The 19,049-nt window shown below is 58.0% G+C and carries 18 protein-coding genes and 3 pseudogenes; 7 read left to right on the plus strand and 14 right to left on the minus strand.

What is annotated here, in order from left to right; genetic code table 11:
• The first annotated feature begins 325 nt into the window (after window positions 1-325).
• Window positions 326-1,396, plus strand: coding sequence for an acyltransferase family protein (locus tag RLEG4DRAFT_RS08685; RefSeq protein ID WP_003577003.1), 1,071 nt, complete (start codon window positions 326-328; stop codon window positions 1,394-1,396).
• A gap of 133 nt (window positions 1,397-1,529) precedes the next feature.
• On the opposite strand, the pseudogene RLEG4DRAFT_RS08690 reads toward RLEG4DRAFT_RS08685, so the two are convergent.
• Window positions 1,530-2,475 (minus strand): annotated as a pseudogene (locus RLEG4DRAFT_RS08690) (sialate O-acetylesterase).
• Between the two features lie 156 nt (window positions 2,476-2,631).
• Here RLEG4DRAFT_RS08690 and RLEG4DRAFT_RS08695 point away from each other — a divergent pair.
• The 4 genes and pseudogenes from RLEG4DRAFT_RS08695 to RLEG4DRAFT_RS40750 all read left to right on the plus strand — a co-directional run bounded on the left by RLEG4DRAFT_RS08695 (window position 2,632) and on the right by RLEG4DRAFT_RS40750 (window position 5,919).
• Window positions 2,632-3,351: an SOS response-associated peptidase gene (locus RLEG4DRAFT_RS08695; protein WP_003577005.1), complete on the plus strand. Its 720-nt coding sequence runs from the start codon at window positions 2,632-2,634 to the stop codon at window positions 3,349-3,351.
• Between the two features lie 996 nt (window positions 3,352-4,347).
• Window positions 4,348-4,701: pseudogene (locus tag RLEG4DRAFT_RS08700) on the plus strand (response regulator); the annotation flags it as partial.
• 21 nt (window positions 4,702-4,722) lie between these two features.
• Window positions 4,723-4,977: a DUF2934 domain-containing protein gene (locus RLEG4DRAFT_RS38585; protein ID WP_085061899.1), complete on the plus strand. Its 255-nt coding sequence runs from the start codon at window positions 4,723-4,725 to the stop codon at window positions 4,975-4,977.
• A gap of 765 nt (window positions 4,978-5,742) precedes the next feature.
• Window positions 5,743-5,919 carry a hypothetical protein gene (locus RLEG4DRAFT_RS40750; protein ID WP_003577008.1) on the plus strand — a complete coding sequence of 59 codons (177 nt, stop codon included), beginning with the start codon at window positions 5,743-5,745 and terminating at the stop codon, window positions 5,917-5,919.
• 222 nt (window positions 5,920-6,141) lie between these two features.
• Here the strand turns inward: RLEG4DRAFT_RS40750 and RLEG4DRAFT_RS59885 are convergent, their stop codons facing one another.
• On the minus strand, window positions 6,142-6,441 hold the full coding sequence (locus RLEG4DRAFT_RS59885; protein ID WP_085061885.1) for a DUF982 domain-containing protein: 300 nt from the start codon (window positions 6,439-6,441) through the stop codon (window positions 6,142-6,144).
• 555 nt (window positions 6,442-6,996) lie between these two features.
• Window positions 6,997-7,236 (minus strand): hypothetical protein, encoded by a 240-nt coding sequence (locus tag RLEG4DRAFT_RS08715; RefSeq protein ID WP_003577009.1) that lies wholly within the window; start codon window positions 7,234-7,236, stop codon window positions 6,997-6,999.
• 675 nt (window positions 7,237-7,911) lie between these two features.
• Between RLEG4DRAFT_RS08715 and RLEG4DRAFT_RS08720 the strand changes: the two genes are divergently transcribed.
• Window positions 7,912-8,526: a nucleotidyltransferase family protein gene (locus tag RLEG4DRAFT_RS08720; RefSeq protein ID WP_003577010.1), complete on the plus strand. Its 615-nt coding sequence runs from the start codon at window positions 7,912-7,914 to the stop codon at window positions 8,524-8,526.
• Between the two features lie 43 nt (window positions 8,527-8,569).
• Complete coding sequence (locus RLEG4DRAFT_RS08725; RefSeq protein WP_003577011.1) at window positions 8,570-9,298, plus strand: glycerophosphodiester phosphodiesterase; 729 nt, start codon at window positions 8,570-8,572, stop codon at window positions 9,296-9,298.
• 108 nt (window positions 9,299-9,406) lie between these two features.
• Here RLEG4DRAFT_RS08725 and RLEG4DRAFT_RS38595 read toward each other — a convergent pair.
• From RLEG4DRAFT_RS38595 to RLEG4DRAFT_RS08770, 11 genes and pseudogenes are all read right to left on the minus strand, one after another.
• A pseudogene (locus RLEG4DRAFT_RS38595) lies at window positions 9,407-9,704 on the minus strand (DUF982 domain-containing protein).
• A gap of 411 nt (window positions 9,705-10,115) precedes the next feature.
• Window positions 10,116-11,240 carry an ABC transporter substrate-binding protein gene (locus tag RLEG4DRAFT_RS08730; protein ID WP_003577012.1) on the minus strand — a complete coding sequence of 375 codons (1,125 nt, stop codon included), beginning with the start codon at window positions 11,238-11,240 and terminating at the stop codon, window positions 10,116-10,118.
• On the minus strand, window positions 11,237-11,395 hold the full coding sequence (locus tag RLEG4DRAFT_RS40755; RefSeq protein ID WP_171898191.1) for a hypothetical protein: 159 nt from the start codon (window positions 11,393-11,395) through the stop codon (window positions 11,237-11,239). The genes RLEG4DRAFT_RS08730 and RLEG4DRAFT_RS40755 overlap by 4 nt, the downstream gene beginning before the upstream one ends.
• Window positions 11,396-11,407: 12 nt before the next feature.
• Complete coding sequence (locus tag RLEG4DRAFT_RS08735) at window positions 11,408-11,986, minus strand: YceI family protein (protein WP_003577013.1); 579 nt, start codon at window positions 11,984-11,986, stop codon at window positions 11,408-11,410.
• 43 nt (window positions 11,987-12,029) lie between these two features.
• A complete protein-coding gene (locus RLEG4DRAFT_RS08740; RefSeq protein ID WP_003577015.1) occupies window positions 12,030-12,899 on the minus strand; it encodes a hypothetical protein in 870 nt (289 codons plus the stop codon).
• 253 nt (window positions 12,900-13,152) lie between these two features.
• The gene (locus RLEG4DRAFT_RS08745) at window positions 13,153-13,962 is read right to left on the minus strand and encodes an ABC transporter permease (RefSeq protein WP_003577017.1); all 810 of its coding nucleotides are present in this window, start codon (window positions 13,960-13,962) and stop codon (window positions 13,153-13,155) included.
• Between the two features lie 9 nt (window positions 13,963-13,971).
• Window positions 13,972-15,177 (minus strand): ABC transporter permease, encoded by a 1,206-nt coding sequence (locus tag RLEG4DRAFT_RS08750; RefSeq protein ID WP_003577018.1) that lies wholly within the window; start codon window positions 15,175-15,177, stop codon window positions 13,972-13,974.
• Window positions 15,178-15,289: 112 nt separating this feature from the next.
• On the minus strand, window positions 15,290-16,330 hold the full coding sequence (locus RLEG4DRAFT_RS08755) for an ABC transporter substrate-binding protein (protein ID WP_003577020.1): 1,041 nt from the start codon (window positions 16,328-16,330) through the stop codon (window positions 15,290-15,292).
• A 76-nt stretch (window positions 16,331-16,406) separates the two neighbouring features.
• Complete coding sequence (locus tag RLEG4DRAFT_RS08760; RefSeq protein WP_051040887.1) at window positions 16,407-17,522, minus strand: ABC transporter ATP-binding protein; 1,116 nt, start codon at window positions 17,520-17,522, stop codon at window positions 16,407-16,409.
• A gap of 112 nt (window positions 17,523-17,634) precedes the next feature.
• The gene (locus RLEG4DRAFT_RS08765; protein WP_003577023.1) at window positions 17,635-18,018 is read right to left on the minus strand and encodes a carboxymuconolactone decarboxylase family protein; all 384 of its coding nucleotides are present in this window, start codon (window positions 18,016-18,018) and stop codon (window positions 17,635-17,637) included.
• Window positions 18,018-18,941 carry a fumarylacetoacetate hydrolase family protein gene (locus RLEG4DRAFT_RS08770; protein ID WP_003577026.1) on the minus strand — a complete coding sequence of 308 codons (924 nt, stop codon included), beginning with the start codon at window positions 18,939-18,941 and terminating at the stop codon, window positions 18,018-18,020. The genes RLEG4DRAFT_RS08765 and RLEG4DRAFT_RS08770 overlap by 1 nt, the downstream gene beginning before the upstream one ends.
• Window positions 18,942-19,049 lie beyond the last annotated feature (108 nt).

A 19,049-nucleotide genomic window follows, 5' to 3' on the forward strand; every position in this document is an offset into this window, starting at 1 on the left:
AAAAACTTAACGGTCCCCTTCGCCACAGCATTCTCCGAACTCGCATCAAAGCAGCATGATTCGCGGCGTCACTCCGTGCGCAACGCGTTTTCCCTACTTTGAACGACCTCCGGCCGATCGGCTGTCCGAGCAAACTTCACATCGCTCTTATCGAGCGCAACGTATCCTGCCCGAGCGCTGAACATGTATTGGACCAGAAGCCCGTCCCGCGTAGACGGATGTTGGGGCAATCTCGATCGTTCCCGCCGCGTTTTCGCACCGATCCGTGACAACGTTCCAAATTCACCTTAATGGTTTGTTAAGCTTTAGAAGCGGGGAGGTTCGCATGCATGGCGGCGAGATCAAGAAGGCATTTTACCCGAACTTCAACATGATCAGGCTCGTCGCAGCCTCCACGGTGATCTTCTCGCATGCCTTTCTTATCTCGGAAAAAACCTCGGCGAACGAGCCCTTTGAGCGTTTGCTCGGAGAGGGCAATATCCTTGGCCTCTTCGGCGTTTATATTTTTTTCATCAGCAGCGGCTTCCTCGTCACGCAGAGCGCGCAGTTCGGCAGCGCGGGTGGTTTTCTCTGGCGGCGGGCGCTGCGAATATACCCGGCATTTATCGTATGTACGCTGCTCAGCGTCTATGTCCTGGGCGCCTTGTTCAGCCCGCTGGGCGTCAGTGGTTACTTGCTCAAGTCGCTTCATTTGAAGACGACACTGCATTCGTTGCTCGACCCGAACTTTGGCATGACCCTGCCGCATGTGCAGTTCTATGACCCCGCCATTTCTTGGCTTGCCGTCTCCGTCAACGGCTCTCTTTGGACGATCGGGCAGGAAATCTTCTGCTACCTCATCGTCGCCGGATTAATGGTAATCGGGCTTCTGCGAGCCCCGTTGATGGCACTTGCCCTCGCCGTGGGCGTGACCTGGCAGCTTTTCTTCGATCATCCGTGGCCAAAGATACGGTTCCTGACGGATTTCACTTTTATCGCGCCATACTTTTTCTGCGGTTCGCTTCTCTGGTTCGTGATGGAAAAGCGGCGTCCCGATATTGTCTTGGCATTGATCTTCGTGGCGCTCGGTATGGTCTGCCTCGTCTTCTGGCCCGGCTATCTTTACGGCCGCATGTTGTTCGCCTATCCGCTTGTCTACATCGCGACCTCGCCGGTGATACGCCTGCCGACTCTCGAACGATTGGGCGACGCCTCCTACGGGACCTATCTCTATGGCTGGCCAGTGGAGCAGATGATGAACCATGCCCTCGGCCAGTACAGCACGTGGTGGGCGGTCTTTGCGCTTTCCCTGCCGACAGCGTGGTTGCTCGGCTGGCTCTCGTGGCATCTCCTGGAAAAGCGGGCGCTGCGTTTGAAGCGGATCGCGCTCCTCCAGCGACAGCCCGTCAGTCCTTGAGAAAAGCTGACTTCGCCCCACATCGCAGCGAGAGCCATGATTTCATTTTAATATGCTCACCGCAGAGATCGCGCACCTGGCTGTGGGGCGCGGCCGAGCGCGTGCGAAGGTGCGAAAACCGGTTCAGCGAAGACTATCGCGCGGTTGTTTCCAGTAAGTGGCTTTCCCCGCGCAGAAGGTTCAGCCAGGCCCGCGACACTTTCTCCGCGCCTGTGCCGCCGATATGGCAATCGTCGTAGCGGTCATCCCCATCGAGCAACACGTCAGAATTTACGCCCTCTCGGATACCGTGGCCGCTTTTTGACAGGGCCAGCTGCGCCCGTACGATTGGATTGTCTGGAATATGCTCCTTGAAGCCGCCGTTGCTCGGTTCCAGACATTTCGATGCGATCGAAATGTAAACGGGTGCGTTCGACGCCGTGCTGACGCAGCGTGTCAACCATCGACATGAAACGTTGCTGATAGGCCTCCGCAGTGGTGCCCAGAACGAGGTCCGCCTCTCCTTGGACCCAGAGGACGCTCGTTATCCGATAGTTGGAATCCTGAAGCTGTTTCATGGTGTCGACCAGCACTGGATTGATGTCGCCGCCTGCCGCCCACCGCGCGACCTCGGATCCGGAATATGCGAGAGGTGCGAGGATGACGCTGTCATACTGTCCCGATGCAATCAAATTGTTCGCAAGGAGCGTCCAGTACTCCCCCTTGGTATCGGTCGATCCAAGAAGTGGCGACGCTGCGACGAAGCACCGTTTGTTAAAGGCGTTGACGACGCGAGCGCCATAATTCGACCGGTGCCGTTGTCCACCGTCGTTGGCCGCGTTCGATTGGCCAAGAAGGAGCAAGACAGCCGTTCGATCGGTTTGAGTGGGGCAGGTCACTGAGGTTTTTGATTCATCACCGATGAGGCGTTCCTTGTCGTCGAAAGTATATCGGCTTGGTGCTGCCGGCTTCTCTCCAACAACCGTTTTCCTCAGCGCGGAAAGTTGTGGCCAAGGAAAGGTATCATGTCTCGCGCTCATGCCGCCGAGGAAGTATATGGCGATTAGGGCGGTCCCGCAGACTGCTAGCGCGTTACGCATCTCGTTACCCTTTACTCATCACCCGATGGCATGGAGCCTATTGGACCAATCAAAGAGGGTCCAGCTATGCAATAGGGGTAACCCAAGCACCAATCGGTATTGACGTAATTCATCAAAGACACATATCGAAAAGTCTATGTGCAGACGGAGTTCCGCATGTGCCGCCGGATCTACATCGATCAACCGTTTGACGAGATGGCAAGAAATTTCGCTTTCGCTGAGCGAGGTGATGTCGATGACTTGGGTGATCGCCTCCCTCGGTACAATGGCGGCGCGCTTGAGGTTTACCACATCGTCATTCAAGACGTTGAACGGCAGAGAGATCTTCGAAGGCCAGTCTTCGCTGTCGCCCGCTGGGGCCTCACCCCGGCATGGATGGACCGACCGCGTCGCCAGCCGCCAGTCCACGCACGTCGTGAAGAAATCAACTCGAATGGACTTTTCCAAGAAGCTTACCGGTCGCGCCGCTGCCTGATCCCGCTTAGTGGCTTCTTTGAATGGAGGGACAGCCTTGGGACTAGCCGGAACGAACAACCCTACGCCGTCGCCATGAAGGATCAATCGATTTTCGCCCTCGCAGGCATTTGGGAAGCGTGGCACCATCCGATCGGCATCGATATCCGGAGCTTCGCCGTCGTCACCTGCCCTCCAAACGAGATGATGGCGACAATCCAAAATCGAATGCCGGTCATTATTCGACGCGAGGATTACGAGCATTGGCTGTCCCCAGATCCCGATCCACGAGACCTGATGAAGCCATTCAATGCCGAGGCGATGATGATGTGGCCGATTGCGCGGCGCGTAAAAACCGTCAGAAACCCTGGAGCTGGGGTCATTGATCAAATTGATCCAGCGCCGAACGGGTTCTGCAATTAGATTAGTAACTTAAGGCTAATTGACCAGCTTCAGAACCATGTCATTCTTTTATCGCGGCCCCCCGGTCGCGAAAAGCCCTGATACAAGATGCCCCGCAAACCCCGTGGGGCATTTTGCTTTCTGATCCCAGAAGCAGGAACGTTCGGTAGTACGTGAGGGACCTGAGCTCTCATCCTCAACGCTCACCGGCGTAGGGGACGAGACAAAACATAAAGGACCGGCCGCCCGTCAACACCAAACGGCAGATCGGTAGGTGGGTTTGCGCGGACATGGGCGCCGGATTGGACGACGGGTGCGACGAGCTAGCCGAATATCCTCGGTACGTCACCGTACCGGAACCTAGCTGTTCCCTCATCGTTAGAGGGGAAGGAAAGCACGGGTGTTCCTCCTGTGCGATCCAGTGTTGTCAAGACTTGCCCCGCCTCGGCGGGGCCTTTTTGCGGCGCCGAGATGGCTCTCTGCCCGAGGTGCTTCGTGACCGCGGTGAACAAATCCAGACACGCGGACGTGGGAACTTGGCCAGTCGTGACAATCCAGTCGTTCAACATCGATGGGATAGACCGAGCAGTGACCGATCGAACTGACCAAATGACTGACAAACCGCCTTTCGACGGCAAAGGCCTCGACCAGGTCGCCAGCATAAGTCGAGCGTTCCGTATTTTCGAACGAGTAGGCAGGCAGGTCCGACTGACCGGCGCGCCAACATTGTCGAACAGAACGACGCGGTAGCGATCCTCGAAGGCAGGGGTGATATAGCGCCACCATCGCAGCCTAACCCGTGGGCGAACACGATCGTCGCGTCGCCGGAACCCCGCACGATCACGTTGTTTCTCTTGAAGACGTCTACCGGCCACAACATAGGGGTTAGTCGCGAAATAGGTAGCGCGCAACTGAACATGGCGGGTTCACGGCTTCGAGAAAATTTGCTCGGCTGGCGGGAACCTTATCTCGACAGGCAAGTTACAGTCCGCAATGGTGGTGCCAGGGTGGGTGACGATGCCATCTAAAGTTCTGATAGTCGAAGACGAGCCGCTGCTGCTCATGCTTGCCGTAAACCTCGTCGAGGAAGCCGGGTTCGAAGCCCTTGAGGCGAGCGACGCAGCGGCAGCGATAACGCGTCTTGAGACGGAAGCGGACGTCCGCATCCTGCTGACGGACATCGACATGCCCGGATCGATGGACGGCCTCATGCTGGCCGCGACCGTCCGGGACAGATGGCCGCCGATCCGGATCATCGTCGTGTCCGGCAAGCGGAGCCCGATGATTTCCGAGCTCCCCGAGAACGCCGTGTTCTTCTCGAAGCCATACGACGTCAAGAAGATGGCGGAGACCCTTCACAATCTGGAGGCCCGGCTAAGATTGGAGGCTACGATGGACGAAAAAATACAGCAGGCCGCCTACGCAAGATGGGAGGCGGAGGGCCGTCCGGCAGGGCAGCACGAACGTCACTGGCGGGAAGCTAAAGAAGATTTTAGCTCGAGATCAACCGGCATTCCTCAGACATGGTCGTCCGACCACGGAGGAGGGGTGACGACCCCATCTCGGGGCCAAAATGGAGCGGATGCGATCCCGTCCAGCGAACCCGGCAGCTTCAAGCCGAGCGAGCTGGCTTCCGAAAACAAATGACTTGGTGCTTGGGGCCTTCCCGTGTCGCTCCCGTCCGCAGGGCGGGCGGGTGATGACGTTCTCCCGGAACGTTGAGAGAAGACGTTCATTTGTTCGCCAGGGCAAACAAACGTTTCGCTCGCCTAGTTTTGTCAGTATGTCAAATTGAATGGCGATGACTTGTATTGAGAGTATAATGCCCTCCATCGACCACGTTAACTGATGGAGGTGGTCGCTTGGGAGTGCACTTTGCTTCTGCCGTTCTATCGGAGGAGCACCGAGATGTTGCTTTCCCTTATATCCCTTACCGATTCCGAAATCGAACTCGTTACTTCCGCCGTTCGCGAGTGGTGCCGTTGGCATCATTGCGACATTGATAGCAGCGATGGACGTAGGGCTCTCACGGCTGCGATCGATCTGGTCCAATCCAAACATCCTGAGGAATGCCTTCTCCCGGAATTGACCCGGCGCCTTACCCCGCCCAACGATACCCATGGCTAACGGGAACATGCGGCAGTCAGTGACCAAACGAAAGCGCCGTGAGAACGTCTTTCTCTGCCAGGGTGATTGTGATCTGCACGTCTAGCCTATTATATTGGCCATGCGTCCAGCGCCGCGAGGAGGACGATCGGGTCGATGTCGTTCGAAATGGTTTTGTGGATGACGGTCATACCGGTTATCCATGATTTAAACAATTCAAGGATTGTCGAAATATGAAAGAACGTCAAGCCCTGCTGTCATTCGCCGCGCTGAGCATCCCCTGGCAAAATCACACTCGAAGAATTGATGGCCGCCCGTCCCCACCCCCTCAAGGCGGTGCTCAACTTCGCAAGGAAGCGCGACATGCTATCCACCGCGACGCCGGGTCCCGTCGACGACGTGATGGCGGGCGGTGTTGAAGGCAAGAACATCATCGTTCGCAATGGTCACATGGACGCGGGATTGCCACTGAAATGCTCATAAAGGCTTTCGATATCGGGCTTTTCCGTCCCAAGCCGATGAACCAGAGCAAACTACTGGTCAGTCGCTGAAAGGCAGCTCCGCCGATCCGCGCACCGCACGGCCGTTTCCCGTGCGCTCGAGGCTGGGAGGGATGGTCCGCTGACGACCAAATTCTGGCCGGAAGTGTCACTTGTCCAAGCGTTTAGACGGAATTTGGTGGTCTTTGCTACCTAATGCCGGACGTTAATAGCTCCCACATGACCAGGTTTGTCCGGCCAAGCGTTCTATATCGGTTGAATAGGGAATTTCGGCTTCGTTCAACGCCAATAAGAACGACTGCCGAGCGCTTTCGTCTGAAACATGTCCGTCATCGACCCCTTCGCAGGCTTCAAAGGCCGCGATGTAAGCCTTTCCGTTAGATACTGGCCAACGGGCCGACAGGAGATGGAACGCCTGCTTTGCCGATCTCACGGTGATCGACGTTCGCAGATGTAGAATAACGACACTCGTCCACAAGGCATCCGCTCCATCGCCAGCGGGCAACCCGCTAAACGCAGCGTCCGCTTCGCCCCAACTTGAGTTTACGACGAAGGTTCCTCGCGCTTATTTTCAATCATTCGGAGGTCCAGTGCCTGTCGCAACTGGCACGCTGACAGGTCTGTGTTTGCACTTAAAAGATCAACGGCGGCAGCGTATGCGGCTTGCGCGCAATCCCCGCCTGCGTCGAGGGAGTTCGCGCCGCACCAGTCGGCTATTACCTTCGCGAGCATCTCTATGTGCCGCTCGGAGAGTTCCGGAAGATTTAGGAGGTTTAGAGACATTATCGTGGCTCACCTGAGGCAAGAGCACGTCTGATCTCCCAATCGGCCTCGCCCTGCTAAGATCGCCGTCCGGAGTATTCTACGCTTATATTGCGCGATGGTATGATGGTCCGCATTGAGCCGAGGTCGGAGTGGCAGCGACCAATCGTATCAGTCCAACGGCTGCGTTACTGCTGAAAATCAACTGCCCCCGAATATGGCCGACAGACCCTTCCTGGTGTCGGCGCTTCACAACCCCGACCAGCTACGTCATGGCACCGAATTTCTGAAAGGCCGATCACCGTGCCAGCGACCTTCCAGAGAGCAGTTGCCAGATGCGGCGCATCTTCTGGAGCCGTGAGGAAATCCGTTCCTTTGCGGGAGGAACCAACATGCCGTTGCGGAAATCGGCCCAGGCCTGGGCCTCCAGCCTCGTTTTTTCGATCGAACCTTCCCGGTCGACGAGTGGACTGCCGGTCTGATGATCGATGACCGACCACATTCCGTTTTCGAGTGCTTGTATCTCGTAGCGCTGCATACTGAATCCATCGTGCGGGAGCGTAACATCAACCTGAAATCCCTTAGAAATCAACGCGACCGACGCGTCGCTTCACATATACTTTGGTGAGATGGTGAACCCCGGGTTACCCCCGAGCAGGAACACGGGAAACCCTTCCGCATACTTCACGACGGTATCGGCGACGCGGTCGCATTCGGACGCCCCTTCATCTCGCACCCCGACCTGCCTTACCGCTTGGCGGAAGGCATTCCGCTCGCGCCGGACGATGCAACGACGTGGTTCACCCAGGGTTCTCAAGGCTACATCGACTATCCCGCTGCCGCCCGAGCAGTGGCGAAGTCGGCATAGCAGGCTTCGATGACCACCGCAGCCGAAAGCGTGCCGTTGCAGTGGCCGACATCCTGGCCGGGTGTCGGCTCCTAGACATCGGTGCCTTTGCACTGGGTTGAGACTAGCCCTCAGGATCGGATCGGCAAACTCAAGGCTGTGCGCGTGAGATACGCTCGGTAATCAGCCACATTGGCCTGCCGAATGCCATCGCCTCTCCACCAACGCGTTGTCAGAGTTTATGATGTGCGCTGGCTGATGAATCGACGCGGCATCGGGGGTGTTCACTGTCTGGGGGGATCAACTCCTTGCAACCGGGAACTGATCTGTCAAATTCCTCGAGCTGGAAGAAATTCGAGAGATGATATGGAAGAACATCTTCGTTACGCAGATATTGAAGACAGCCAGCAACGCTCTCGTTTGACGGCCCTAATATCGGAGGTTCCAGAGCTAATGAAGGTGCTCCGGCACCTGAGGGCGATAAGATTGCCGGATTACCTTGTCGGGGGAGGTGCAATCTACCAGACGGTCTGGAACGCGCTGACAGGACGGCCACGCTGGTATGGCATCAAGGATATCGATGTCATCTATTTCGACGATGCCGACCTCTCATACGAGGCCGAAGACCGTGTCATCCGTGCGGTCCTCCCGGTTGCATGGGACTTGGCGATCCCACTTCAGATCAGAAACCAGGCGCGTGTCCACCTCTGGTTCAAGGAAAGATTTGGTTTTTCGGTGGAGCCACTAAGGTGTTCGAAAGAGGCCCTGCTTCGATACTCCACGAAGACGCATTCTGTCGCGGTGCGACTGGCGGACGACGACCAATTGCACATCGAAGCCCCTTTCGGTTTAAATGACATGTTTTCGTTCCGGGTCGTGCCAAACTATGCATTGGATAACCGGATCACTCACGAGAAGAAGGCTGCGAGGGCGAAAGCGCTCTGGCCTGAGGTAAGCGTCCATCACTGGGGAAGACGCTGAACGATATGCAAAGCCTCCGCTTGCGCTTAAATCAGGATTAACTTTGCCAGCAATCATAGCACACCGCGGTTATTCGGCCGCTTATCGTGAGAATTCCCCTGCGGCGTGGCATGGTGCCATCGAAGCGGGCGCGGATATCGTCGAGATCGACGTCAGGCGGTCAGCGGATGGTATTTTCGTATGCTGCCATGATCCCGATCTCAGGATCGCGGGACATTCTGGATTGATCAAGCAAATGACCCTTGCGGAGATTTCGCGGTTCTCGGCGGGAGGACATCCCGCAGCACCAAGTCTTGGGGAGGCGTTTTCCGTTATACCACCAGCGACGGCGATACTGTTCGACGTGAAGGATGAGAGCCACATTGCATTGTTGGAACTTCACAAACACAGGCATCTTTTCCCAAAGCACCGTCTGATCTTCGGTCTTCATAGTCTGGAGTCGGTTAGAACTCTCCGTGCTCTAGGTGACGCTGAAATCTTGGGGCTATTGAACGGCCAAGAGGCTGAGGATGAGGTGTTCTTTAACGTTGGGGGAAATATCCTTCGACTGTGGGAAAGCATGATCACAGGCACGCGCATGAACACCCTGCGAGATCGAGGTTATGAGTTGTGGATGACTGCGGGGGGATGGGGAACAGGCCGAGAGGTCGGGGAGTTCGACGCCGGGAATGCACGCCATTATCTTGACGCCGGCATTAGCGGCTTTCTCGTAAATGATCCGAAAGGTGCTCGAGCTGCTTTCGGTCCTCGGGTGCCTGGGTACACAAAATAGGAACCTCGTTCCGTGGCACCTGCTTCATGAATTGCTCGCGCAGGCAGTAACTACTAGACGCTCAGCATCCGCCAATCCCGCTTCCGTTCCTTTGTAGTCATCACCGCTTCAAGGCATGTGGGGACGTCGTGCTCCTGCGCCTCTCTGGACGACCGCCAGAGCGCTGATGCCAGCCTGGTCGGCTGCACGCAACAGCAGTTCTCTGAATTGTTCGGGCGCAATCCTTCCACTGATCGCGTCGATGCAACCTTTTACGGCGGCGATATATTTCGTCTCCACGATTGCGAGGCCAATCCCTCATCAGGATACTCGCCTCATCTCCCAGTGTCCGTACGATTTTGCGCGCCGGGGGGTCACGCAGAGCAAGCGCGACCGGCGCGAATGCGGATGTCGTATTCCAGCACATATACTCCCTCAGCGTACGCGCACCGTTTTCCCTGCCTGCAATATAAGCGCGTCCCCTATACTTTTGAATCTAAAATATGTGAGGGATACAGTTTGGAACCGAAGATTTTGACGTAGAGAGGATAGGGATGCTGCAGCTACCAGAAGCGCCACCAGAGGCGCATTGCGGCGCGACTGGCTTGTTGCCATAGCGTTCACGTTTTAGGCCAAGAAGATCGCGTAATGGATCGACTGGAAGTGGCTGCGTGCCGACGAACGGAAAATCCCCGATTGCCAAACACGTAGCTCTTCCGGCGAGGGAGCTCCAGTTCGAATCCTTTCAAGGCGACCATTTCTGGCTTTCAGGGGAGGCATCTCGGTCCAGCGGAACGATCGAGGTCGGAGGTTTGTCCCCTGAGGGCGATATAGCCGTTCAGTGCGGAATGGCTTTTACCGGGTAGAGGCCAGGGTGGCCGGGAGAGGGTTCGCCCTTGGTTTCACCGAGATAGAGACCGATCTGCGCGCGGAAGCGCTCCACGGCTCCTCGGTTTGCAAGGAAACGACCAAAGGCGGTCGGATCGCCATTGCTATATTCCCAGATCGGCTTGTAGCCCGCCGGCGGGGCCACATCCGTGCGCACCGACCACATGTACCAGACGTTTTTCTGGGTGTCCTTGTCCAGCAGCCAGCTGAGATAAAGCTTGGCTGCCTCGGGATGCGGAGCGCCCTTCAGGATTGCGGCTTGCTGTGGCCATGCGACAAAGGGATCTTCCTTGGGCAGCAGGAAACGAGAGACCGTGCCGTCGAATGGTACCAGACCGCCGTCGGTGGAGAAGGTCGCGGTTGCGGCACCGCTTTCCACCATGTCTGTCGGAGCCTGCGTGCCACGCACATAAATCGGCTCCTGCTTCGCCAGCGCGTCGACGTAATCCCAGCCGTATTTGTCGACGACCTGCTTGAACCAGAAGAGCACGGCGTCATCGTCGGTAGGATAGGTCAGAACCAGCTTGCCCTTGAATTCAGGGCGGAGGTAATCCTTGGCTTCGCGTGGCCAGGTTTTTTCATCCGGCATGAGCTTCGAATTGACCACATTCGAAAACGCATCAACAAACACGCCCGTATAGGCACCGTCCGGATCGCGGAATTTTGCATAGACCTTGTCCCAGCCGATCGGCTTGTAGGGCATCAAAATGCCTTCCGCCTTCCAGCGGGGGAAGTTCTGCAGGGTCTGGATCTGGATGACGTCGGCAACGTGCTTGCCGGTCGCGGCCTGGTTGTCGATGCGGGCCTCGTGGAACTTGCTGTAGTCTACGACCACGTCCAGGGTGACGCCCGGAAAGCGTGCTTCAAAGGCCTTCCTTATGCCGTCCTGCTGGCCGGGAGTGTCGCCGCCCGCATAAACGATCACACGGCCACCTTCTTTCAGGGCTGCCTTATAGAGGTGATCAAGATCTCGTGTTTCCGTTGCCTTGGAATTTGCCGCCTGTGAAACAGCAGCACTACTCGCCAGCGATGCTGCTGCGGTGAATGCCAATACGGTTCTTCGGGTCAGTTTCATTGCATGTCCTTGCTGATGTTCTTGCAGCCTTGCACGGTATCTGGCCGGGAAAGGGTGCTGCGAAGGAGCGCCGTCATTTCCATGAACGCGGCGACCTTCGCGGGACGAAGCGGGCCGCCGGGATGCGCATCCCGGCGGCGCTCGATGAAATCCAAGAAAGAGTTTCGTTATTTCTTGATGGCTTCGATATCGATGTCGAGCGCAAGGTCCGGACCGAGGCCGAAATCCGTAAGTTTCTTCAGACCGAGATCCAAGCCGTTGAACTTTCCTGTGGCGGAGAAACCGGTCTTGACGGTCTTGGCATCCCAGGGAAGCGGAGACTCGGCATTCCAGACGACATCCAGGGTGACCGGCTTGACGGTGCCGGCAAGCGACAGGTCGCCGGTGACCTTGGCGGTCTTGTCACCGGTCTTTTCGATCTTCGTGCTGGTGAAGGTGACATCGGGAAATTCCTCGACATTGAGGAAATCGGGGCTCTTCAGGTCGGAATCACGCTGATCGAAGTTCGTGTCGATGCTGTTGGCATCGAGCTTCAGCGAGATCGAGCTTTTCGCAATGTCTTCCTTGTCGAAGGAGATCGTGCCCCCAACGGTCTTGAAGATCCCGTGGGCATTCGACCAGCCGGCATGATTGATCTTGAACGAGACCCAAGCGTGAGTCGGGTCAACATCATAAGTATCTGCGGCAAAAGCAGATCCTGCAAAAAGCGCGCCGGTCAGGGCCGCGACTAGAGCTGCGAATTTCATTGGTACTCTCCTTTGATTGGGCCGGCCGTCCCGGGTCGAATGTTCATCCCTGGAAGAGGACGGCGGCGATGGTGATGGCGATGGTGGCCGGAACCGCGGTGGCAATGCCGGCAGCAATGGGTCGAAGGAACCGCGGAAGGCGATGGAAAGCGATGCCTCCGAGAAGAATGAAAGCGGCGACGACAAGGGGCAGAACCGCGAATATGATTGCGGCGGGCGCCGCCTTCGGCGCAAAGAGTGCTGTCATAATCAAATGCACCGAGATCACGGCGGCAAACGCAAGCCCCTCGAAACTGCGCAGTGCGAGCGCATGGTCGTCGCCCCTGAAATAGCTGATATAGCTGACCAGCAGCCAGCCGCCGGTGAGCGCCGCAAGCGCACCATCGATTTGGGCCATGCCGACGAACGCGCCTAACGCGGCCGAAAGCGCAGCCGCGATGGAAACGCTAAGCAACGCAGTCGCCAACGCCGATGGCTCCCCGCGGCGAGCACCGGCCGGCTTTGCGATCGCTGGGCCGATCGCGGCGGTCGTGACCACAAACACGGCGAGAACGACGATGGATTTGGTGGAATTGGCAACGAGCACGTTCTTGCCCAGCAACCAGCCTGACAGGGCGAGCGCGACGCCGGCCAGCATCGTGCTGACCGCCACCGGAAGCGGCCTGCGCAAAAGTGCCGGGATCGCAAAGATGCCGGCGCCGAAGAGCAGAATTATCGGGAGCTTCTGCTTTGCGGAAATGGGAGGAAGCACCGGCATACCTTCGAGCATCAAGTGGATGACAACAGCAGCCAGCGGGATCAGCAGGGCGATGATGAACCCGCGCCTGGCTGGAAACACCATCGAGGCCAACGCAACGGCCATGCCGAGAAAAAACGGCAGGCCGACAGTCGTCAACAGAAGCTGCTTCATCATGGTTGTATTTCCCCGAAGCCGGATCAAGATTATCGGTCGGCACGCTATAAGCGCCCATTTTATTTAACAAGTGTACTATCTGTCGCGAGGCAACACAAATTCGTGATCAAATCCGAAACGCAAGGCGGCAAACTGTTCAAAAATAGTGAACGAATAAACCCCTTCTCGCCGATGCTGGGGAGGCCCAATCCACTCCCTTCGCGACTGGAACTGGGGATGAGGTAAATGCTTGAACGGGGCTCTGTCAGATCACCTATTTGTCCTTGTCGATCAGCCTGTTGCCACGCTGCTGAAGGGCGGTGAAAACCAGAAGCAGGATGACCGACAGCGTAATCAAGAGTGTTGCCACGGCCATGACCGTCGGGTCGAGGTTCTCGCGCGTGCCGCTTAGCAGTTCGCGCGGCAGGGTGCGTTGTTCGGGGCCGGTGAGCAGGATTGCTACCACCACCTCGTCAAAGGATGTGGTGAAGGCAAAGATTGCGCCCGAAACGATACCGGGCATGATCAATGGCATGGTCACGCGCCGGAAGGTCGTCAGCCCGCCGGCGCCAAGGCTGGCGGATGCCCGCAACAACACTCGTTCAAGCTGGCTCAGCGAGGCGCTGACGGTGATCACTGCGAAGGGCACGGCAAGGGCTGTATGGGCGAGCACCAGTCCAGTCAGGCTGTTGGCGAGGCCAAGCCGCGAAAAGAGGAAATAGATGCCGACGGCGGTAATCACCGTCGGAACGATCATGGGCGACATGAAGCTCGCGATGAGGAAGGACTTACCGCGAAAGCTGGAGATGGACAGCCCGAGCGCTGCCAACGTGCCGAGTGGCGTGGCGATGCATACGGTCGCGGTCCCGACAATCAGGCTGTTTTTGATGGCGATCCACCAGCGCGGGTCAGCGAAGAACTTAGCGTACCATTTGAACGAGAAGCCCTCCAGCGGATAGGCGAGAATGCTCGACGTGTTGAAGGAAAGCGGGATGATCGCAATGATCGGTGCGATCAGGAAAAGCAAGACGATAAAGCCAAATGTCCTGCCAGCTAGTTTCCACCAATATGTGCTGTCGGTCATGACGGGCTCCTATCCCAATCCGATGCGCTGGACGCCGACCAGCCGGATATAGGCCGCGTAGAGCAGGAAAGTCGCAGCCAGCAGTACGGAGCCGAGCGCGGCAGCAAGGCCCCAGTTGACGGTCTGGGTGGTGTTGAACGCGATGTAGTAGGGCAGCAACTGATCGCCCGCACCGCCGAGAAGCAGGGGGGTGATGTAGTAGCCGAGTGAAAGAATGAAGACGAGAAGTCCACCAGCGGAAATACCCGGCAGGATTTGAGGCAGGTAGACGGAGAAGAAGGTTCTGAGCGGGCCGGCGCCAAGCGAGTTCGCCGCCAGCGTCTGGTTTCTGGGAACGTTGCGCATCGCGCCGAGGATCGGCAGAACCGCATAGGGCAGGAGAATATGGGTCAGCGCGATCAGCACGCCCGTCCGATTGTAGATCAGCTCCAGCGGCTGCCCGATCAGGCCGATGTTGATGAGCAGCGTATTGATGAGCCCATTTTTCTGCAGGATCACCATCCAGGCGGCAGAGCGCACCAGAACGGAGGTCCACAGGGGCAGCAGCAGGACGATCATCAGCAGGCTGGACACGCCAGCACCGGTCGACATCAACAGAAAAGCGGCCGGCAGGGCAAGGACGATGCAGATGACCGTGACGGTGAAGGCAATGGTGAAGGTGCGGATCAAGACATCGACATAGAGGCCGCCTTCATCCCGCGCCGCGTGGAGGCGGCCGGCGGGGTCGCGGCGCAGGTCGAAGGCAGAGAGCAGATAGAAATCACTCCATGGTCCTCGTGCCCGGGCGATTGCCTGCCAAATTTCGGGCCTGCCCCAAGCCGGGTCGATGACGGGCAGTTCCGCCGCCCAGTCGATTCCGGTGCCGGCTATTTCCGGCAGGCTGCGCACTGTTGCGGTGATAACGGTGCGCAGCGAGGGAGTATCGTAGTTGAGCCGTCTTGCTGCGACCCCTGCGGTGCGTGTCTTCTTGGCAGCCATCAAATCCAATGCAACCGCGTCGTAGACAGCCGGTGCCGGCAGGCCGGTTCCATCCCATCGCTTTATCGCCTCCGCCGTCAAAGGCATGACGCTGGACAGGTCCCTATCCTCTATCGACAGCCGTAACATCCCTGCCAGCGGCACGAAGAACACTGCCAGCAAAAACAGAACAAGCGGCAGGACGAGGAAGAGGCCCGCAGCCTTGATGGAAAACCCGGTAGTCGTCGTCTCGCTCATGGCATCGGCTGCTTCTGTTGCAAGGGAATGGCCGGAAGGCAGCTCCGGGACAAGGAGCCGCTTTGCCGTATGGAAAGCCCCCGGGCTCTGGACGTGCCAGGGGGCCTCGCGTTTACTTCGCTGCCCAGGCGGAGAAGCGCTCGGTCAACTGGTCGATATGGTTGACCCAGAAGCCGGCATCGAGCGTGATGGAGGCTGCCAGATTTTCCGGTGCCGTCGGTAGGTTTGCTGCGAGTTCTGCAGGCACCAGCTTCTGTGCCTCGGTAACACCGACACCGTAGTTCAGCTTGGCCGGCCAATTGGCCTGCACGGCGGGCTTGGCCATGAATTCGATCAGCTTGTAGGCGCTGTCGGCATTGGGCGAGCCTTTCATGATGACCCAGCTGTCGACGTTCAGCATCGCGCCTGGCCACATGATCTTGAAGTTGCGCTTGTCTGCAGCGTTGGCTGCGGGAATGCGGCCATTGTAGGAAGTGGTCATGGCGACTTCGCCCGAGCCCAGCAGTTGCATCGGTTGATTTCCAGAGGTCCACCAGACGATATTAGGCTTCAGCGCGTCGAGTTTGGCGAAGGCGCGATCGACGCCCTCAGGCGTTGCCAGCGTTTCATAGACCTTGTTTGCAGCAACGCCATCGGCCATCAGCGCGAATTCGAGATTCATCTTCGGACCGCTGCGCAGCGCGCGCTTGCCCGGAAATTTCTTCACATCCCAGAAGTCGGCCCAGCTTTTCGGACCATTGGCGAACTTTTCGCCGTCATAGGCAACCGCGATGCTGAAGATGTTGGCCGGAACACCGCACTCCGATGCCGTGCCCGGAAGGTATTTCTCCGCGCCACCGAACTTTGCGGGATCGAGGACCTCGAACAGGCCTTCCTCGCAGCCTATCGTCAGCTCTTCCGCCTCTACCTCGACAAGATCCCAGGTGTTGCTGTCGCCAGCCTGGGCCTTGGAGCGCAACACGCCGACGCCACCATCCCAGCTGTCTTCTGAAAGCGGCGCCTTAGTTTCCGTCTTGAACGGCGTGAAGAACACGTCACGCTGCGCGTCTTGAAAGATCCCACCCCAGGACACAATGGTGAGGTCACGCGCAGCGGCCATCCCAGGTAACGCAAGTGCGGCCGCCAGTGCGGCCAGATGGACTATTTTTTTCATGTTGGCATTCCCCTTGTTTTTAGGTTCGTTTTCACACTTGAGGTCGCACGGCACCGGTGACCGGTTGTCGCCATGCCTATTCCTTCGGCAGGACCCGGCAGGCGCCGGCCGAGAGTTCGATGTCGATCCGCTCTCCTTGCGCGATCGGCTTTTCGCCGCCAGCACTCGTCTTGAAGACCAGCCGGCCGATGCCGTCGGCCTCGACGAGGATGCGCCTCTGGTCACCGAGATAGACGATGTCGATGACAGCGGCGGAGACGTGCTGGCCGGCATCGGCTGACGCACGGCGAATGTTTTCCGGTCGGATGCTGAGGATGATTTCGTCGCCGGACCTGCACGAAGTCTGGCACCGAGCCTGCAACAGGCCTCCGCCTGCGAAACGGATCGCAACCTCATCGCCGTCCTTGGCTTCAATACGGCCCGGCAGCATGTTGTTCTCGCCGATGAAGGAGGCGACGAAAGGTGTCGCAGGCCGTTCATAGAGAGCTTCCGGGGTGTCTATCTGCTCGATCCGTCCCTTGTTGAATACGGCGACCCGGTCGGAGAGCGTCAGGGCCTCGGATTGATCGTGGGTGACGAACACCATGGTCGTGCCGAGGTCGCGGTGGAGCGCCTTCAGTTCCGCCTGCAAGTGCTCGCGCAGATTTTTGTCGAGCGCGCCGAGCGGTTCGTCGAGAACGATCAGGCGCGGCTTGAAGATGATGGCGCGAGCAAGCGCCACGCGCTGTTGCTGTCCGCCGGACAGCTGCACCGGCTTGCGGTCGCCCAACCCTTCCAGATGCACTATGGCCAGCGCCGCATCCACCCGGCTTCGAATGTCTGCGGCCTCCACCCGGCGTACGCTGAGCGGAAAAGCCAGATTGTCGCGCACCGACATATGCGGAAAGAGCGCGTAATTTTGAAAGACAACACCAATGTTGCGTTTGTGTGCCGGCAGCCTCTCGATGCGGCGTCCATCCATCTCGATTGTGCCTTCGCTCGGCGTTTCGAACCCGGCCAGCATCATCAGCGTCGTGGTCTTGCCCGATCCCGACGGGCCTAGAAACGTGATGAACTCGCCCGGCACAATATCGAGATCGATCCCGTCGATGGCCTGGTAGATTCCATAGTTCTTGGAGACACCGCTGAAGCGGACGATCGGGCTCGCCGTTGCAATGGCCATCAGCGCGACCTCCGGCTCGCGGCAATCCATGCGGACGGCCGGCCCTCCCGCTGAACTCTGGCTTCACGCATTTTCATAGGCGGTGCCCTCTTGGGGGTTAGTGGTCTGTTCGGTCTGCCATCCAGTGCCTGGCGTCAGATGATCATTCGGCGGCCTCGATCTCGGCGAAGACTTCACGGGCCAGGCGGAATGCCTCCACACCGGCCGGTATGCCGGCATAGATGGCGAGTTGGATAAGCGTGTCCTTGATTTCGTCCCGGCTGCAGCCGTTCGTCAGCGCACCTTTCAGGTGCAGCTTGAACTCCGTGCTCCGGTTGAGCGCGCCGAGCATGACCAGGTTCAGCAGGCTTTTGTCGCGCAGACTGAGCGCGGTGCGCCCCCAGCCGGCGCCCCAGCAATATTCCGTGACGAGATTCTGGAAGTCACGGTTGAAATCATCGGCCGCGTCTAGCGATTTCTCGACATAGGCCGCGCCCAGCACTGCCTTGCGAATATCGAGGCCACGTTCGAAGACGTCCTGTCCCATTACGCAGTTCCTTCATCGATAACGGGGTTCGACAGCGTGCCGATACCGGGGATTTCAACGGTGATCCGGTCTCCATGTTTCAGAAAGATCGGTGGCTTGCGCTTGAAGCCGACACCGGCCGGCGTCCCCGTCGGGATCACATCGCCCGCTTCCAGATCGATGAAGTCGGAAATGTGCTCGAGGATCGTCGGAATGTCGTAGATCATCGTTTCGGTGTTGGCGAATTGCATCACTTCGCCGTTCAGCGTCGTGCGGATGTCAAGCTTGTGCGGATCTGCAATCTCGTCTGCCGTGACGATCACCGGACCGAAAGGTCCGGAGGCGCGGAAGTTCTTGCCCGCCGTGTATTGGGTAACCCGGAACTGATAGTCGCGCACGGTCACGTCGTTGAAGATGGAGTAGCCGAAGACGTAGTCCATGGCCTCTTCCTTTTTCAGGCGGCGACCATTGGTATTTTTGCCGATGATGATGGCCAGCTCGCCTTCCCAATCGAGATGGGTGGAGACAGACGGCACGATGACCGGGCCGCCGTCAGCGACAAAGGTGTTGGCGAAGCGCGCGAAGATGATCGGAATCGGTGAGATTTCGAGGCCGGCTTCCTTGGCGTGCTCAGCGTAATTGCGCGCTACGCAGATGATCTTGGGCGGGCGGCCGATCGGCGGCAGCAACTTCACGTCCGAACGCAGCTTCGAGATCGCATCGTTCGCAACGTGGTCCGCTTCGAAACGAGCGATGACTGCACGCGCCGATTCAGAGAAAACAGCCGGCTCCTCGAAGAACGTCTCGATGCGCGAAGGGATGATTTCGATCGTCTCGTCGTCTGCGGCGTAAAGTTCACTGGCGCCGGCAAGGTCGATCACACGATCGCCACAGAGGGCGCCAAAGCGTGGGGTGCCATTTTCATCGTAACTGACGAGTTTCATTTTTTCGTTCCGTTATTTGAACATTTATGTTCGTATTTAGATCATACTGTGCGATACTCGTCAATGATCCGCTTGCTACAAAAACGGTGTCGAAGTAGTAGTCTTCTG

The organism is Rhizobium leguminosarum bv. trifolii WSM2297, from assembly GCF_000271845.1.

What these genes read in the sequence shown, in the direction of transcription:
- RLEG4DRAFT_RS08685 (WP_003577003.1), top strand. Translation starts at nt 326, where the DNA reads ATGCATGGCGGCGAGATCAAGAAGGCATTTTACCCGAACTTCAACATG.
- RLEG4DRAFT_RS08695 (WP_003577005.1), top strand. Translation starts at nt 2,632, where the DNA reads ATGTGCCGCCGGATCTACATCGATCAACCGTTTGACGAGATGGCAAGA.
- RLEG4DRAFT_RS38585 (WP_085061899.1), top strand. Translation starts at nt 4,723, where the DNA reads ATGGACGAAAAAATACAGCAGGCCGCCTACGCAAGATGGGAGGCGGAG.
- RLEG4DRAFT_RS40750 (WP_003577008.1), top strand. Translation starts at nt 5,743, where the DNA reads ATGGCCGCCCGTCCCCACCCCCTCAAGGCGGTGCTCAACTTCGCAAGG.
- RLEG4DRAFT_RS08715 (WP_003577009.1), bottom strand. Translation starts at nt 7,236, where the DNA reads ATGCAGCGCTACGAGATACAAGCACTCGAAAACGGAATGTGGTCGGTC.
- RLEG4DRAFT_RS08720 (WP_003577010.1), top strand. Translation starts at nt 7,912, where the DNA reads ATGGAAGAACATCTTCGTTACGCAGATATTGAAGACAGCCAGCAACGC.
- RLEG4DRAFT_RS08730 (WP_003577012.1), bottom strand. Translation starts at nt 11,240, where the DNA reads ATGAAACTGACCCGAAGAACCGTATTGGCATTCACCGCAGCAGCATCG.
- RLEG4DRAFT_RS08735 (WP_003577013.1), bottom strand. Translation starts at nt 11,986, where the DNA reads ATGAAATTCGCAGCTCTAGTCGCGGCCCTGACCGGCGCGCTTTTTGCA.
- RLEG4DRAFT_RS08740 (WP_003577015.1), bottom strand. Translation starts at nt 12,899, where the DNA reads ATGATGAAGCAGCTTCTGTTGACGACTGTCGGCCTGCCGTTTTTTCTC.
- RLEG4DRAFT_RS08745 (WP_003577017.1), bottom strand. Translation starts at nt 13,962, where the DNA reads ATGACCGACAGCACATATTGGTGGAAACTAGCTGGCAGGACATTTGGC.
- RLEG4DRAFT_RS08750 (WP_003577018.1), bottom strand. Translation starts at nt 15,177, where the DNA reads ATGAGCGAGACGACGACTACCGGGTTTTCCATCAAGGCTGCGGGCCTC.
- RLEG4DRAFT_RS08755 (WP_003577020.1), bottom strand. Translation starts at nt 16,330, where the DNA reads ATGAAAAAAATAGTCCATCTGGCCGCACTGGCGGCCGCACTTGCGTTA.
- RLEG4DRAFT_RS08760 (WP_051040887.1), bottom strand. Translation starts at nt 17,522, where the DNA reads ATGGATTGCCGCGAGCCGGAGGTCGCGCTGATGGCCATTGCAACGGCG.
- RLEG4DRAFT_RS08765 (WP_003577023.1), bottom strand. Translation starts at nt 18,018, where the DNA reads ATGGGACAGGACGTCTTCGAACGTGGCCTCGATATTCGCAAGGCAGTG.
- RLEG4DRAFT_RS08770 (WP_003577026.1), bottom strand. Translation starts at nt 18,941, where the DNA reads ATGAAACTCGTCAGTTACGATGAAAATGGCACCCCACGCTTTGGCGCC.